Raw genomic sequence first — 17,324 nt, forward strand, 5'->3', positions numbered from 1 at the left:
TAGAATCACTTTTTATACTAAACATTTTACGCATCTTATATGAAATCTATATTTTTACTATTGCTTCCAGCAATAGTATTATGCTCTTGCCATACCCAAAAGCAAGAGGATGAGTCTGCGCATGCCGTAACACTCAAAGGAGATATTATACATATCGGTTCCGAATCTCCTGTTTTATCCAAGTTGACAAAGGAAACGGTTAAACAGGAACCTTACCGTATGGAGTTTACCACCTCGGGGGTCGTACAGGCGATTCCTTCTAATTATGCGGAGGTGGCTTCACCTGTAAGCGGGCGAATTACGAAATCGTTCGTTCGCTTAGGGCAAAAAGTGGCCCCGGGTAGTCCGATCTTCGAGATTAGCGCTCCCGCTGTTTATGAGGCGGGGAAATCTTATTACCAAGCTTACCAAGAGATGGAACTGGCCTTGAAAAGCTTGAATCGGGAGAAAGACTTGATGAAAAACAAGGTTGGTGTCCAAAAGGAATTGGAAGAGGCCGAGGTGAATTACGAGTTAAAGAAAAAAGACTATGAGAATATGGTAGCGGCATTGAAAGTCTTTCAGATTAATCCGGATGAAATGGCTTTGGGGCAACCATTGATCGTTCGCTCGCCTATAGCCGGTGAGGTCGTGAAAGATCGGATCGTAATCGGGCAATATATGAAAGAGGACGCCGAGCCTGTAGCTGTCATCGCCGATTTGAGCAAGGTATGGGTGGTCGCCCATGTAAAAGAGAAGGATTTGAGTTTAATACAGGCTTTGGATGAGGTGGAAATCCGGTTGGTAGCCATGCCGGATAAACCGATATCGGGAAAGATTTATCACATCAGCGAGATGCTGGACCCCGATACCCGTTCGGTGGAGGTCTTGATCGAGTGCGATAACAGTACCCGTTTGATGAAGCCGGAGATGTACGGCACGGTCAAGCTGAGCGACCGTGAGGCGGAGGTGATCCGTATACCTACTTCCGCTATCTTGCAGGAAGAGGAGAACATGTACGTATTGGTGGAATTGGGGAATAACGATTACCGGAAACAAAAGATCGAGACCGGCCATACTGAAGATGGCAAGACGGTGGTTTTATCCGGCTTGAATGTAGGTGACGAGATCGTAGTTACGGGAGCGTTTTATTTACTTGACGCACGCTAACGGATTATGAAAAGGATTATTTACTTGGCGATACATCGGCGAGGACTGATGTTCGTGTTATTTCTGTTCTTAGCGATCGTTGGTTATTATTCTTGGATGCGGTTGGCGATAGATGCTTATCCGGATATCGCCGATACCACCGTGCAAGTCGTGACGCAGGTTCCCGGATTGGCCGCCGAGGAGATCGAGCAACAAATCAGTATTCCGATCGAGCGGGCTATGAATGGTCTGCCGGGACTAAACGTAATGCGTAGCAAGAATACGTTTGGTTTATCTACGGTCGTATTGGTTTTTGATGATGGTATTGAGGATTATTGGGCCCGGCAACGTGTACAAGAGCGGTTGGTAGACGTGGAGCTTCCTTATAATGCGGTTCCCGGCTTAAATCCTTTGACTTCGCCGACGGGAGAGATCTTTCGTTATGTGGTGGAAAGTGACCGTTTAGACTTGAGGGAGTTGACCGATTTGCATAAATGGGTAATTATTCCGAGACTGAAACAGGTTACGGGTGTAGCGGATGTAAGTAATTACGGCGGTATCACTACCCAATATCAGATCGAGGTGAACCCTTATAAGATGGAGCAATACGACATTACCTTAGGGGATATTACGGAAAAGATAGAGAAGAATAACGTGAACGCCGGTGGTAGTATGTTAAGCCGGGGGGATTTGAGTTATGTGATCCGTGGAATCGGTCTGGTTAAGGACTTGGAAGACTTGGGGCATATCGTGATCAAGACAGTGAATGGTGTCCCGGTCTACTTGAATGATATCGGTAAACTGAAATACGGAAACTTGGAGCGTAAGGGCGTTTTAGGTTTTACGGACGATACCCGTGATTACTCCGATGGCGTGGAAGGTATCGTACAAATGCTCAGGGGGGAGAATCCGTCCCGGGTGTTGGATGATGTGCATAAGGCGGTAGACGAACTAAATAACGAGACACTTCCCGAGGGAACCCGTATCCATCCGTTTATGGATCGTACGGATTTGGTTAATACGACCTTGCATACCGTATCGCATACGTTGTTCGAGGGTATGGTATTGGTTGTCTTAGTACTGATCTTATTCTTGGGGAGTTGGCGTGGCGCTTTGTTGGTGGCCTTAACCATTCCCTTGTCTCTATTGATTGCCTTTATCTTGATGCATGTTACGAATATTCCTGCGAACCTACTTTCCTTAGGCGCTATAGACTTCGGTATTTTGGTAGACGGAGCGATCGTGATGATGGAGACGGTCTTGAAGAAAAGGGAACGGCATCCGGATGAGGTATTGACGGAAGATTCGATCTTGCGCCGTACGACTGAGGTGGCTCGCCCGATCTTTTTCTCTACATTAATTATTATAACAGCCTATCTTCCTTTGTTCGCTTTTGAGCATATTGAGAAGAAATTGTTTACGCCGATGGCTTATACCGTAGGGTATGCTTTGCTGGGCGCTTTGTGTGTGGCCTTGTTCTTGATTCCGGGATTGGCCTTTTATGCGTATCGTAAGCCGGGAAAGATTTACCATAATCGTTGGTTGGAGAAACTTTCCACGGCTTATCATTCACAAATTGTCCGATTGATGGAGAAGCCAAGACGGGTTATTGTACCGTTACTGGCGATATTGCTGGGAGCGGGGATTTTAAGTTATACCGTAGGAAAAGACTTCTTGCCTCCGTTGGATGAGGGGGCGATCTGGATACAGGTACAGCTTCCTCCGGGTATTTCCATTGAGAAATCGAAGGAGATGGGGGCGGAGCTTCGGAAGACTTTGAAAGAGTTTAAGGAAGTCTCATATGTAATGACTCAAGTCGGTCGCGATGATGAGGGGGCGGAAGCGTTCTCACTCTCTCATGTGGAGTGTGGCGTGGGATTGAAACCCTATAGTACATGGAAATTCGGTAAGACGAAAGCGGATCTGATCGAGGAAATGGCGGCTAAGTTGGAGACCATGCCCGGCTACTCGGTCGGTTTCTCCCAGCCGATCATCGATATGGTGATGGATCAGATCGCTGGGGCTCATAGTGATTTGGCGCTGAAGATTTATAGCGATGATATTACGGAAAGTCGCCATATTGCGGATCAAGTCGCTAATGTGTTGAAGGAAATACCGGGTGCTGCCGACGTAGCGGTAGATCAAGAGCCTCCGTTGCCGCAATTGCAGATTATTGCGGATCGTGCCCGTATCGCCCAGTATGGCTTGAACGTGTCGGATGTGGCTGATTTGATTGAGTTAGCGATCGGTGGAGCTTCTATTTCCCAGATATTTGTCGGAAGTAAAAGTTATGACGTGATTTGTCGTTTCGATGACGCTAGCCGCAATTCTCCCGAACGTATCGGAAATCTATTGCTGACTACCGGTTCCGGAACAAAGATTCCTCTTTCGCAAGTAGCGGAGATTAAGATGACAACTGGTGCCAGTACGATTACCCGTGAGATGAATAAGCGGCACTTGACGGTACGGGTTAATTTACGTGGCGTGGACTTGACGGCGTTCTTGAATAAGGCGAATGCGTTGATCGATAAAGAGGTGAAATACGATCATGATTCCGTGCATTTGAAATGGGCCGGACAGTTCGAGAACCAGCATCGTGCGTATGCCCGTTTGGGGGCTGTGGTTCCTTTGGCGTTGGGGCTGATGCTGCTTTTGTTGTTTGCGGCTTGCGGTAAATTCCGGCAGGCGGCTTTGATGATGAGTGTCGTTCCCTTGGCTTTGTTTGGTGGTATGTTGGCGTTGAATGTGCGGGGAATGACATTGAATGTCTCCTCGGCGGTTGGTTTTATCGCCTTGGTCGGTGTCGCTATCCAAAATGGCGTGATCATGATTTCCCATATCAATAACTTACGTACGAGGGAGCGGGATTTGAAAGATGCGGTGATAACGGGAACCAAGCACCGTTTCCGTCCGATCTTGATGACGGCTACGGTTGCGGTCTTGGGATTGCTTCCTGCCTCTGTCAGTACGGGGATCGGTTCGGACGTGCAGCGTCCCTTGGCTACGGTAATCGTTTACGGGCTTTTATTTGCTACGGTAATCACGCTTTATGTGCTTCCCGCTTTATACTATATGATCGAGAAGCATTATGAGGGGAAGGATTTGACGCCGGTATCGGAGGAAAAAGAGCTGCACGCTTAATCCGGCGGTGGAATTAAAAAGATGTACTATGTTTAGATTAGAAGATATGAAGAAATATATAATCCTGTCGTTACTCTGCGGATGCTTATCCGCGAATGCCCAGACCATGGTTCCGCTTACGTATCGGCAATATATGGAGCGGGTTGCGGAAGGTAACCTTGAGTATGTGTCGGAGAAATTGAATGTGCCGGCCGCTAAGGCCGAGGTAACGGCGGCAAAGGTGTTTAACGATCCGAATCTTTCCGTGTCTTATTTCAATAATGAGAATAATTCCTTGCAGATGGGAGAAGGTGTTGAGGTAGAACTGAGCAAAACTTTCTCTTTTGGGAAACGGGGTGCGAATATCTCATTGGCACGTAGCGAGAGTGAGTTGACCGAGGCATTGTTGGCCGATTATTTCCGGAATCTCCGGGCAGACGCTACGATTGCCTATATGGAAGCCTTAAAGCAACATGAGTTGTATAAAGTAAAGGAGAATGCCTATGAGAATATCCGGGCATTGGCGGAGAGCGACAGTATCCGTTTCTCTTTAGGGCAAATCCGTGAGGTGGACGCTACGCAGAGCCGGGTGGAGGCCGGGGTCTTGCGGAACGAGTTGTTGCAAGCCGGTGCGGAATTAAAGAATGCTTTCTCGAACTTAAACCTCTTGACGGGGACTTTCAGTATGGATACTTTATTTCACCCAGAGGCCGAGTTACGTATGGAGCCTCGGAATTTTATCCTTGTTGACTTAATAACGGCGGCAAGCGAGGGGCGTACGGATTTGGTAGCTGCCTTAAAAAACAAGGAAGTGGCCGCTAGAGCCTTGAAAGTAGCTCGCCGGGAGCGGAATACGGATGTGGATTTGTCTATCGCCGTAAGCCGTAATGCCCGGGTTTATAATGAGGAAGCCCCGGCGCCTCCTTTTACCGGAGTGACGGCAGGTATCGCTGTTCCTTTGAAATTCTCTAATTTCAATAAGGGGACGGTTCGTGCCGCTCGTTATCGGGAGCAACAAGCGGAAGCGCAATATAAGCAGGCTCTTTTGCAAGTGCAGACGGAGGTGATGCAGGCATATCGCAATTATCAATCTTTCGCCGAGCAAGTCAATCATTATCAGGATGGGCTTTTAAGGCAAGCCCGTGAGGTGATGGATGGCAAGATTTACAGCTATAATAGGGGGGAAGTCTCTTTGTTGGAAGTCTTGGACGCCCAGCGTACTTACGATGAAGTACAAGCTCAGTATATTGAGACGCTGTTTAATTACAGCTCAGCCTTGGTCGAATTAGAACGTTCGGCGGGTTTTTGGGATATTGAGATCTGATCATCTCCTAAGAGTGTAAGTTTTTATAATCGGGCGTTGGTAACGTAGACTTTACAAATAGATGTTTTTCTGTGAAACCAACGTCCGGTTATAATACTTTTGATATAGCTGTTTTTTTATTTGAAAAAAGATATTTATTTATTGGGGGGTTGCCTGCAATCGAAAACGACTACAATGTGGATGAAATCATCATTTTCTATACAATACAATATTTTGTAATGGCTTGTTTCATCTCATCGATTCAAAAAACTTATTCATCTCTTCTTCCTCTATATAAAGTCCCTTCTCATAGTTTTCTTCAGATTCGGCTATCATAGATTCTAATTCTTCTACCGATGGCGTCCAAGGGTAGTTCGTTGCCTTTTTGGAAGTAGGAGAGCACAAACGTTTTATATAGGTCTCCACTTTCGATAATCTTTCCTCATCCATGCCTTTTATCAAGTCATAGAGATATTCTTTCCGTAAATTTAATTCCATCGTTGTCATAAGATTTGTTTTTTAGGTTTCTTAAACTAGATAAAGATAGCGTATATATTTGGATATTATGTATTTTTGTATCTAAAAAAATGAGCGCATGATATTCTACTTTACAGGGACAGGAAACTCCCGTTGGGTTGCGGAAGCGTTAGGGACGGCTTTCGATGAGCCGTTGGTTTCCATTGCCGATGCGTTGAATGAGGGTAAGAATGCTTATCCATTGGGGGAGAGGGAGAAAGTGTTTTTTGTGTTCCCTGTCCATTCTTGGGGGCCGGCTGTATTGGTGCCCCGCTTTATTTCCCGGTTGATCCTGTCCGGATATAAGGGGCAAGAGGTTTATTTCGTCTGTACTTGTGGTGATGATTGTGGATATACGGATCGGATCATGCGGAGCATCTTGGCGAGGCGGGGAATTGCCGTAACCGGAGGATTCTCTGTACAAATGCCGAACAATTATGTCTTGATGCCCGGCTTCGACGTGGATAGTAAGATGGTAGAGACTGAGAAACTGGAAAAAGCGCCGGAACGTGTAGGCGAGATCGTAGAGGCGATCCGGCAGAAGAGAAATCCCTCTTTGTATTATGCGGGAAGTGTCCCTCTTTTGAAGAGCTATATGGTCTATCCGTTGTTCACTCACTTTGCGATAGGCGGCAACCGATTTTATGCTACGGATGCCTGTATCTCTTGCGGCATCTGTGCGAAGGTCTGTCCGACCGGTACGATTTCCCTGTCGGGTGACGGAAAACCGGAATGGGCCGATTCTTGCGTTCAGTGTGTTGCCTGCATTCATCGTTGCCCGGTGCGTGCGATAGAATATGGTAAGATCTCGTTGAAAAAGGGACGTTATCATCACCCTGGGTTTAAGTAATCAATAAATAGAATAGAGAAATGAAGCAATTTTGTATGATGGCGCTTGCCGGCCTTTTGGTGGTTGGTTGCCAAGAAGTTCCAAAAGGATATGTTATCAATGGTGAGGTAGAGAATATGCCCGACGGTAAAATTTACTTGAAGTCATTCCGTAATAAAATGTTCTTTGACGTGGATACGGCGGAGATCAAAGATGGGAAATTCACCTTTAAAGGTGAGGTAGATCAGCCTTTACTATTCGGTTTGGCAACCGAGAGCATGAACTATCCGGTTCAACTTTTCTTGGAGAATACGGATATGAATGTCAAGATCGGGAATGACGGGGAGACTATTACCGTACAGAATTCACCGGTGAATGATGTCTTTCAAGAAAATGCGGAGAAGGTATTTGAGGAAGGGTATGATATTGACAGTTTGATTTCGAAATATCCAGATTCTCCGGCGGCGTCGTTCTATCTATATCGTTATTTTACCTACCAATTATCTTTGGATGATTTGAAGGCGACTCGTGCGAAGATTTCCCCGGTATTGGCGAATAGTCCTTATGTGAAGGACTTGGACGGTATTATCAAACAATTAGAACACGTACAGATCGGACAAGTCGCTCCGGAGTTTTCCTTGCCGGATACTGCAGGAGTTTCTGTGTCATTGTCGGACTTTAGGGGAAAATATGTGTTATTGGATTTTTGGGCCTCTTGGTGTCCCCCGTGTCGCAAGGAAAACCCTAACGTGGTAAATGCCTTCCAGCAATATAAGGATAAGAACTTTACGATCGTAGGTATATCCTTGGACAAGGATAAGGCTAAATGGCAGAAAGCGATCGCAGATGATCATCTGACTTGGGCTCACGTTTCCGACTTGAAATATTGGGATTCTGAGATCCCTGCTCTTTATGGGGTACGAGGTATTCCGGCAAATGTGTTATTGGATCCGAATGGGGTGATCATCGCCAAGAATATCACTGGAGAAGACTTACAGAATACCTTGAAGGAAGTGATTAAATAAGGATACGTTACTGCAACCCGCCTTGCAGTAGTGCTGCAAAGCCGTTGCAGTAGTATAAACAAAGGGAGTGTATTGGATTAAGCCTAATACACTCCCTTTGTTATGGATAAGTTATGACTTTTCTTTATTTAAGCGGAATAAGGGTAAAGCCCCAGTTGTATTCCCGGTTTGCGGGTAATGTATAAGCTGGTTCCGGACGTGAACCCCAGCTATCATAACCTGCTACACCTTGTTGTTTCAAGTCGACGCAAACCTCAACGAAGTCGCGAGGCGTGATATCGTTGATATGATGCTGGCGACGTAATACGCTCTTTGCTGCGGCTTCATCATGGTTCGCTACTTGCTCTGGTGTGAAATTACTCCATTGACGGGGTAGCCCAGTTGCTTCCTCGTCATCGAAATCCTCTATGGAATTACGCAAAGCGTTAAATCCAATCGTATTATCCGCTTGGATCAACAAGCCTTTCTTGCCGGTACTAAGTGATACCCAACGAGTGTCGGTATGATGACCGTTTTCCTGCGGGCGTACATATGGGAAATATAATTCCTCGGCTGTAGATTTATATAAGCCGATCATACTACCGGCGTTTCTGTCCAAGTAGTTCTCAGCAGGTCCCCGTCCGAAATATTCCACTTGATTCATACTTGCCGGTAAGCGGAAGCGAACACCGATACGAGGAACGTTTAGTTTGGAAGCCTCTTTACGGGCGGCGTCACGTCCCGGAGTGAAGGTTGCCGTGCGAGTAGCTTCCGATACCTCGGTTTGGGCGGCATCCATATCCGTGGATGTGAAACGGGCGGCCACATTTACGGCTCCGCTTGGATAGATCGTATAATTAACAATGTATAGATTTCCTGCCGGCAATAAATAGTTCACGTTAACCACGGCGTTATTGCCATCCATAGTGACGGTAGCGTCTGTCACGTTGAAGTTCTTGCTGCTTTCCTTCCAGACTTGCAAGCGTTTTGGCATACCGTTTCCGTAATCGTTATCGGTCGGCGCACGCCAGAAGTTCGGTTGGATACCGAAACCCTCGCTGAAATATTCCGTACCATCCACTTTATAAGAAGTAACGATTCCTGTCTTCCTGTTAAACACGAAGTTTACCTTTGAGGAGGATGCCGATAAGTTATCTCCATTTGTCGAAACCGTTAATTTAGGGCCGCTGGTCTTAAACGCCTTCTTGGGGCTTTCGATCGGTAAGCGGAATTGATCGCAAGCGATTTCGTGTCCGATAGGGATTAACGGCTCTTTTTCTACGGTCGTTACGTTGAAGTTTACGAAATATTCCGTACCGGCTTGTGGCTTTAAGTTGCCTACGGGAACCGTAAATTCCTTAGAAGCTTGGGGTTCTATGTCCAAAGAGACTTTACCGGAGCGTACAACTTTATTATTGGCTGTTACGCTATAGTGGACCATATATTTCTTTAGGTTCGTGAAATAAAAACGGTTCGTGACGCGGAATAAACCGTTCGCTAAATCGATCGCCTCAAACCCGATATTTTGATGGGCGTATTTAACCTCTGCCATAGCGGGATGCGGGGTACGATCCGGGTTTACTATACCGTTGCAAAGGAAGTTTCCGTCACTAGGGGCGTTTACTCCATAGTCACCACCATAGGTATAATATTCACGTCCATTCTTATCTTTTTCCAAGATACCTTGGTCCACCCAGTCCCAGATGAATCCGCCTTGCAGGTTCGGGTATTTATAGATAGCTTTCCATTGATCCCATAAGTTGCCGGAAGAGTTTCCCATCGCATGTGAATACTCCGAAGGAGCTACCGGACGATCACTACCCTTACGCCCGATTTCCTCTAGCCATTCAGCGCTCGGGTATTGAGGTACGTACATATCCGTATTCCATTCCCAAAGGGCACGTTCATAGTTCACCGGACGATTCATGCTATTTATTTCCTTGTCTTTCAGATATAAATAAGTTTGATAGAAGTTGTATCCGTTTCCAGCCTCGTTTCCGAGTGACCAGAAAGTAACGCTCGGATAATTCTTGTTTCGTTCGTACATATTCATCGTACGGTCCATATGCGGGATCAGCCATTCCGGATTATTACCCAAAGTGCCGCCTTTTTTCAGGCTGTAATACATACCGTGAGACTCGATATTCGCTTCATCGTAAACATACAATCCGTATTCGTCGCAGAGTTCATAGAATTTACGGTCTTGCGGATAGTGGCATAGGCGGACAGCGTTGATATTGTTTTGCTTCATCAGCTCGAAATCCTTACGCATGAGTTCCTCGGTTACGTAATGTCCGGTTTCCGGGTTATGCTCATGAATATTGACACCCTTGAACTTAACCGGTTGCCCATTGAACAATAAGACCGTATAAGGTTTTCCGTCTTCCGCTACTTGGTCAATTTGCTTCATCTCGAACCGGCGGAAACCAACGTTGAATGGAACTACCTCGATTACCTTACCCTCTTCTTTTATCGTCATCAATAATTTGTATAGATTCGGATGCTCGGCACTCCAAGGGGCTACGTTCTTTAAATCATACTCGAAAGATGCTGTTTGAGGACTTGCAGGACTTACCCATATATCATTAGCCTCGGAGGTCACAAGATTACCTTTTGCGTCCAAAAGCTCATATCCGACATTTAAATTTTTCGTTTCTTGGGTATGATTCTTTAAGTCTACCGCCAGTTTGAAGATTCCATTCGTATACGTATCGTCCAAGGTTGAGACGACACGGAAATCTTGAATACTGGCCTTGGGTTGAGACCAAAGGAATACGTCACGTTCGATACCGCTCATTCTCCAGAAATCCTGACATTCCAAATAAGAACCGGTGCTCCAACGGAATATCTTTAATGTAAGCACATTCTTTCCGGGTTGCAGGTATTTATTGATCAGGAACTCGGCGGGATTTTTGGAATCCTCGCTATAACCCACTTCTTTCCCGTTTAAATATACGTAAAGGCCGGATTTAGCTCCGCCGATGTGTAAATAAATATCCCGGTTATCCCAACTTGCGGGTATCTCGATGTCTCTGCGGTATACGCCAACCGGATTCGCTTCCGGCAATAACGGAGGTTGGGGATTTCTTGGTTTAAACTCGTAACCATGATTCGTATAAATGGCTACGCCATGTCCTTGTACTTCCCAGTTTCCGGGAACGGTTATATCATCCCATGAAGAGGTATTAACGGAAGGATCTGTGATATTTTGAGGAAGATCTTTGTAAGAGTCGACAAAGAAAAATTTCCAAGTACCGTTTAATAGGGAATAGTACGGGCTTTTCTCAAATCGAGAGGTGAGGGCGGTTTCTCGGTCCGCATAACTCATGAAGGAGCTTCTGGGTTTTTCCTTGTTTACGGCTACGACTTGAATGTCTTGCCAATAAGGTTTTACGGGTTGGGGTGAAGAACCGTCCGCATAAGCCATTCCGGAAATAAGGCAACCTAATGCTCCGGAAAGCATCATTTTTTTGATAGAGTTCATATTCATCGTATTTTATTTAGATTAGCACTGGGGAATTGAAAATTGAGAATTGAGAATTAGAAGTGACTCTACGTAATTTTCAATTCTCAATTTTCAATTATTTAGCTGCATAGTAAGAATATCCGTCAGCTACCTGTTGGAAAGCTAAAACACCTGCTTGGTTTAGCTCGACATTCATTTCCTTGCCATCGGGTAAATACATGACAACTTCGTCATCACCATTGAATTTTAATAATTTTGTGCTTTCTCCGTTAGCTTCTACATTCCAGCTTTGGTCAGCCTCGTTGAAAACTAAGTCAACCGCTTTCTCATCGCCTTCCTTTTGGATATGGTATCCATCAACTTTTGTTTCTACGGTATAAACGCCGTCTTTACCATCGATTGTTTTAACGTTACCTACATCCGCTACAGGATTACTTCCGCTCCAAAATTCGATAGAGTTGATCACAAGGACATCAGCCAAAGCGGAAATCTCGTAAACCGGGACAATCCAGAAAGCAATGAACACTAGCTCATTAACAAACTTACTGTCGATGCTTCTATTCCACGTTAAAAGTTTGTTTGTTAAACCAAAAGATCCTATACAGGACGAAAATAGGATACTACTTGCCACCGTAGTCGCTAGTAATAAAGTTAAGCTTTTCTTTTTCATAATTTAATAATTAGTTATTACAAGGGACGAAGATAACAACTTTTTCATGATAAATAGTGGTTATAAAGGAATAAATGGAATAAGTGCCTTAATATTAGTCAGGCTTCTATAAGTACGTAGTTCTGGCGGAACTCCGTTTATTACTCATATACACTAACTTCATGTTTGAATTTCAAACCATATACCTCTTTGATGTCCATAGCTCCATACTAAAAAAGATTATGGTTGAAAAGATTGTTTGTTAAATATTTTAATAATTAGGTGGTGTCGTTTTAGATTCGTATGCGAAAAATTAGTCTTTTTTGTTTTATAATTAAAAATAGTGCTATATTTGCTGCGTCTAATGATTATAAGTTCCGCCAGAACGATGAAGAAGCGCTTTCATGGTAGTTAACCGAGGATTTATAATTATACATTAATGATTTAGAAGAGTGAATATTATAAGAAACGAGATCTAAAATAGTATGCCTTAAGTCTTATAATAGTAACAGCTATTTAATAAACAAAAAACGATTCTTATGTTGAAAATTGTAAGACCTGTCAGTTTTGTTCTATTGTCTGCAGCGTTTTGTTCCGGGGGTGTGGTTCATGCTTCTGATCGTGCGGCGATAACTCCGAGGGTAGGTATTTCCCAGCAAGAAGGTAGTTTGAAGGGAACGGTTAGTGACAGTTTTGGCCCTGTGGCTGGAGCGTCAATAGTTGTAAAAGGTACTACGAATGGTACTGTAACCGACATGAATGGTAATTTCGTGTTGGATGTGAAGAAAGGGGATGTGATCCAAGTATCCTTTATCGGTTATCTAACTCAAGAATTCAAATATAATGGAGAGCCTTCCATCAATGTATCCTTGCAGGAAGATACCCAGAAATTAGATGAGGTGATCGTTGTCGGTTATGGTACGCAACAGAAGGCGAACTTGTCGGGAGCGGTAGCCCAATTGGATAGCAAGGAGTTGACAAGCCGTCCTATCTCCAACGTGTCTTCCGGTCTTCAAGGTATGATGCCGGGTGTAACCGTTACCTCGGGTCAAGGCCGTCCGGGACAGGATGGTAGTACGATCCGTATCCGTGGTGTCGGTACTTTGAACTCTGCCAGCCCATATATCTTGATCGATGGTATCGAGAGTGGCTCCATGAATGATATCGATCCGAATGATATTGAGAGTATTTCTGTATTGAAAGACGCTTCTTCCGCCGCTATTTACGGTTCGAAGGCTTCTAATGGTGTTATCTTGATCACGACAAAACGTGGTAAGACGGGTGCTCCTCGTATCTCTTATAACGGATATGTGGGTGCCTCGAAAGCTACTTCCATGATTGATCGTGTCAGCTCAGCCGATTACGCACGTTTGTGGAATCGTTTCGAGCCGGGACGTTATAGTGACGAGGACATCCGGATGTTTGAGGATGGCTCTGATCCTTACGGACATCCTAATACGGACTGGAATGATGAGGCTTATCGGACAGGTTTGTTGCATAAACACAATGTTAGTATTACAGGAGGTGCGGAGAACGTGAAGTATATGGCTTCGGCCGGATATTTAGGGCAGACGGGTATCCTTCCTAACTCAGATCGTAAACAGTTTAATGGACGTACGAATCTGGATATGCAGTTGACGAAGAAACTGGCTGTTCGGATGAACATGTCTTTTATCAAGAATGACTTCTCGGATCCGAATGCTAGCTATTATGGTGGTTCTTCCGACCAGATTATCCGTCAATTGAATATTATTAGCCCGATGATCCCAGTCAAAGATAAGGATGGCAAATACGGACAAACTAACGATGGTAACCCTATCGCATGGTTGGATTCCGGGCAGACGGTGGATAATTGTAACCAGAATTTTACGGGGGCACTTTCTGTTGATTATGATATTATTGATGGGCTGAAGGCTACTGTGACGGGTGCCTATGTGAACGAGGACCAACGTCATACGGAGCGAGTTCTGAGCATACCGGATGATCCGGCATCTGCGTCTCGTACCACTTCCTTGGTTGAACGTTTCGTGAATTGGAAACGTTATAATTTCGATGCTTTGCTGAATTACAGCAAGAACTTTGGTCAGCATGGCTTGAAAGTGATGGTAGGTTATCATGCGGAGAAGTATGAGGTTAGCAAGAATCAGATGCAGAGGAATAATTTCCCGAGTAATAGCCTGAATGATATGGATGCCGGTGGGGCTTCTACACAAACAAATGATGGTTTGAGCCGAGAGCTTGCCATGCTTTCCTATTTTGGGCGTATTAATTATGATTTTGCGGGAAAATATTTATTAGAGGCAAACTTCCGTGCGGATGCTTCCTCTCGTTTTGCTCCGGGACATCGTTGGGGATATTTCCCTTCTTTCTCCGGTGCTTGGCGTATCAGCGAGGAGGAGTTTATGGAAAGTACGCATGATTGGTTGAGCAGTTTGAAGATTCGTGCTTCTTGGGGTATGTTAGGTAATCAAGACGCCTTAAATAAATCGAATCCTTGGGAGAACCAATATTATCCTTGGATGCAGACTTATAATTTGGATGGTAATTATCCTATGGGAGGCAACTTGACGACGGGATATTATCAGAAAGCCTATCGTATCGAGGATTTGTCATGGGAGAAATCTACGACTTGGGGTATTGGCTTGGATGCGGTTATTAATCATGTGACTTTCACGTTTGATTACTATGATCGCAAGACTACGGATATCATCATGGAGGTACCGGTCCCGACTGAGTTTGGCTTGGATCCTTATTTCGACAACGTGGGTTCTATGCGTAACCGAGGTGTCGAGGTACAGCTAGGTTATAACAATAAGTGGAATGACTGGTCATTGAATGTGATGGGAAATATGGCCTATAATAAGAACAAGATCGAGGATTTAGGAGGTGTAGACCGTATGACAAATCCTGATGACGGTGATTTGTGGCGTTTTGTTGGAAAGCCAATCGATTCTTACTATGTATATAAGGCTGATGGCTTTTTCCAATCTGACGCGGAGGCACAGCAATGGATGGATACCTATAAAGGAAAAGACGGCTACCCGTTCGGACAGGATTTTCAAGCCGGTGATTTACGTTATGTAGATACGAATGGAGATGGAAAGCTGGATGCGGATGACCGTGTATTGTCTAAGACTATCAATCCAGTTGTTACATTTGGTTTGAACTTGAATGTAGGCTATAAAGCATTTGACTTGACTTTGAACTTCACCGGTGCGGCTAATGTAGGTCGTGCGTTTACGAAAGAAGCGTTTGGTGAGTTCTCGGGTAGTGCCGGACATCCTTCTACTGCATGGCTGGATAGCTGGACACCGGAAAATACCAATGCAAGTATGCCGCGTGTAGCGGAGTCTAGAAAATCTCCGAGTGAGGCTTCTAACGTGATGTCTGATTTCTGGGTAATTAATACCAGTTACCTGCGTCTGAAGACATTGCAATTGGGATATACGCTTCCAAAGAGTGTGCTGAACGCTATCGGTTTGTCGAATGTACGTGTTTATTATTCTGCGGAGAATTTGTTTACGATAGATTCTATGCCATTGAACGTAGACCCGGAGACGGTTAGTTCCCGTTTGTCTAGCTACCCATTAGTGATGACAAATTCTTTTGGCGTAAATGTGACATTCTAATTAGTTAAGACCATTTAAATAGAAGATTTTATGAAACGATTATCAATATATATGTTGGCGGCTGGTATGGCTGCGTTATCTACTTCGTGTTCAGATTTTCTGGATACGGTGCCTAAGGATCAGTTGGCTCCTTCTACCACATGGCAGACAGAGGCGGATGCGAAGGGCTTCATAGTAGGCTGTTATAAGGATTTGCTAGATGGAAATACGTTGCTTTATCTGGATTGTGGCTCAGATATAGGCTATAATAATTTCCCTTGGGAAGGATTCCGCCCGTGGGGGGATGGGTCATTGTCTAGTTCTAATCCTGGGCAGATCCTTTATGATTACAAGTCGATTCGTAAGGCGAATACATTCTTGGAGAATGTAGACAAGGTGACGTTTTCTAGTGACGCTGTAAAAGCTAATTATGTGGCTCAAGCTAAAGCGATCCGTGCTTATAAGTATTTCTTGATGAATTGGTGGTATGGTGGTGTGCCTATTATTAGTTCTTATTCAAGTGCGGACGAGGCTAAAGTGGAACGCAATACGGAACAAGAGGTACGCGATTATATAGCTAAGGATTTAGACGAGGCCTTAGCTGGGATCGCGGAGGCTCCGGAGGCTCGTGGCTATATCGCTAAAGGTGCTGTTTTAGCTATCAAGATGCGTGAGGCTTTGTATTATGGTGATTGGCAAAAGGCAAAAGACGCAGCTAAGGCAATCATTGATTTGAAGCAGTATGAGTTGGATCCGGATTATACGAATCTTTTTAAGGTATCGGGAGTGGATTCTAAAGAGATAATCCTAGCGGATCAGAATATTGAGACGTTGGATGGATTGGGAACCATCGGGCAAATGTACAATAATGTAGACCAAGGCTGGTCTTCTATCGTCCCGACCCAGAATTTGGTGGATATGTATGAAATGTCTGATGGATTGACGAAAGAAGAGTCGAAGACTTATGACGCAAAGCATCCGTTCGCGAATCGTGACCCTCGTATGGCCATGACCATTTTATATCCGGGACGTGACTGGAGAGGTGATGTCTTGAATACTTTGGACGAGAAACTTCAAGATGGTACTGTCAACAAGAACTTCCCGACTTATACAGATAATGCTTCCAAGAGTGCTTTGACTTGGGCGAAATACTTGGATCCGATGGATCAATATGGAGATGTTTGGAGCTCGGGAGCTTGTCCGATCGTATTCCGTTATGCGGAGGTTCTATTGACGTATGCGGAGGCTGCGAATGAGTTGAGCGGTCCTTCTGATGAGATCTATGGTTATTTGAATCAGATCCGTCAGCGTGTAGGAATGCGGGAAGTGGATAAGGCTAAATATGGGACGAAGGATAAACTTCGTGAATTGATCCGTCGTGAGCGTACGGTAGAGTTGGCCGGCGAAGGCTTGCGTCGTGCGGACATCGTCCGTTGGCAGGAAGATGGAAAGATGCTTGCCGAGAAAGTCCTGAATGGTGATTTGTTACGTGTTACAGGAACGATTAATTATGGGGAGTCTGAGCCTACTAAACGTGCGGAAATCACGGGTACGGCTGTTATTGAGACTCGTCAGTTCTCTTCTCGTAACCGTTACTTGCCGATTCCTCAAACAAGCATGGATAAGAATCCAAACTTGAAACAGAATCCGGGGTATTAATTTCCTATAAAGATGTTAGATAAAGAAGGGGGAAGGCCGAGA

General features: G+C 44.8%; 10 protein-coding genes. 7 read left to right on the forward strand and 3 right to left on the reverse strand.

Annotated elements, in window-relative coordinates:
• Positions 1-39 precede the first annotated feature (39 nt).
• From HMPREF0999_RS17980 to HMPREF0999_RS17990, 3 genes are read left to right on the forward strand one after another with little or no spacing between them, the layout of a single operon-like run.
• Entirely contained in the window at positions 40-1,149 is a 1,110-nt protein-coding gene (locus tag HMPREF0999_RS17980; protein ID WP_009276547.1) for an efflux RND transporter periplasmic adaptor subunit, read from the forward strand.
• A gap of 6 nt (positions 1,150-1,155) precedes the next feature.
• A complete protein-coding gene (locus tag HMPREF0999_RS17985; protein ID WP_009276548.1) occupies positions 1,156-4,269 on the forward strand; it encodes an efflux RND transporter permease subunit in 3,114 nt (1,037 codons plus the stop codon).
• 28 nt (positions 4,270-4,297) lie between these two features.
• Positions 4,298-5,572 (forward strand): TolC family protein, encoded by a 1,275-nt coding sequence (locus HMPREF0999_RS17990; RefSeq protein WP_009276549.1) that lies wholly within the window; start codon positions 4,298-4,300, stop codon positions 5,570-5,572.
• Between the two features lie 228 nt (positions 5,573-5,800).
• Here the strand turns inward: HMPREF0999_RS17990 and HMPREF0999_RS17995 are convergent, their stop codons facing one another.
• Positions 5,801-6,058 (reverse strand): hypothetical protein, encoded by a 258-nt coding sequence (locus HMPREF0999_RS17995; RefSeq protein WP_009276550.1) that lies wholly within the window; start codon positions 6,056-6,058, stop codon positions 5,801-5,803.
• An 88-nt stretch (positions 6,059-6,146) separates the two neighbouring features.
• Between HMPREF0999_RS17995 and HMPREF0999_RS18000 the strand changes: the two genes are divergently transcribed.
• Positions 6,147-6,917: an EFR1 family ferrodoxin gene (locus HMPREF0999_RS18000; RefSeq protein WP_005861724.1), complete on the forward strand. Its 771-nt coding sequence runs from the start codon at positions 6,147-6,149 to the stop codon at positions 6,915-6,917.
• Between the two features lie 20 nt (positions 6,918-6,937).
• Positions 6,938-7,921 carry a TlpA disulfide reductase family protein gene (locus HMPREF0999_RS18005; RefSeq protein WP_005861726.1) on the forward strand — a complete coding sequence of 328 codons (984 nt, stop codon included), beginning with the start codon at positions 6,938-6,940 and terminating at the stop codon, positions 7,919-7,921.
• Positions 7,922-8,045: 124 nt separating this feature from the next.
• On the opposite strand, the gene HMPREF0999_RS18010 is transcribed toward HMPREF0999_RS18005, so the two are convergent.
• Both HMPREF0999_RS18010 and HMPREF0999_RS18015 read right to left on the reverse strand, forming a co-directional pair.
• Positions 8,046-11,384, reverse strand: coding sequence for a glycoside hydrolase family 2 TIM barrel-domain containing protein (locus HMPREF0999_RS18010; RefSeq protein WP_009276551.1), 3,339 nt, complete (start codon positions 11,382-11,384; stop codon positions 8,046-8,048).
• Between the two features lie 97 nt (positions 11,385-11,481).
• Positions 11,482-12,036 (reverse strand): DUF3332 domain-containing protein, encoded by a 555-nt coding sequence (locus tag HMPREF0999_RS18015; RefSeq protein WP_005861730.1) that lies wholly within the window; start codon positions 12,034-12,036, stop codon positions 11,482-11,484.
• 518 nt (positions 12,037-12,554) lie between these two features.
• On the opposite strand from HMPREF0999_RS18015, the gene HMPREF0999_RS18020 reads away from it, so the two are divergent.
• A complete protein-coding gene (locus HMPREF0999_RS18020) occupies positions 12,555-15,644 on the forward strand; it encodes a SusC/RagA family TonB-linked outer membrane protein (RefSeq protein ID WP_005865885.1) in 3,090 nt (1,029 codons plus the stop codon).
• Between the two features lie 30 nt (positions 15,645-15,674).
• On the forward strand, positions 15,675-17,282 hold the full coding sequence (locus HMPREF0999_RS18025) for a RagB/SusD family nutrient uptake outer membrane protein (RefSeq protein WP_009276552.1): 1,608 nt from the start codon (positions 15,675-15,677) through the stop codon (positions 17,280-17,282).
• Positions 17,283-17,324: the final 42 nt, after the last annotated feature.

Origin of the sequence: Parabacteroides sp. D25 (genome assembly GCF_000307475.1) — a bacterium.
In the GTDB taxonomy this organism is placed as follows: Bacteria; Bacteroidota; Bacteroidia; order Bacteroidales; family Tannerellaceae; genus Parabacteroides; species Parabacteroides distasonis.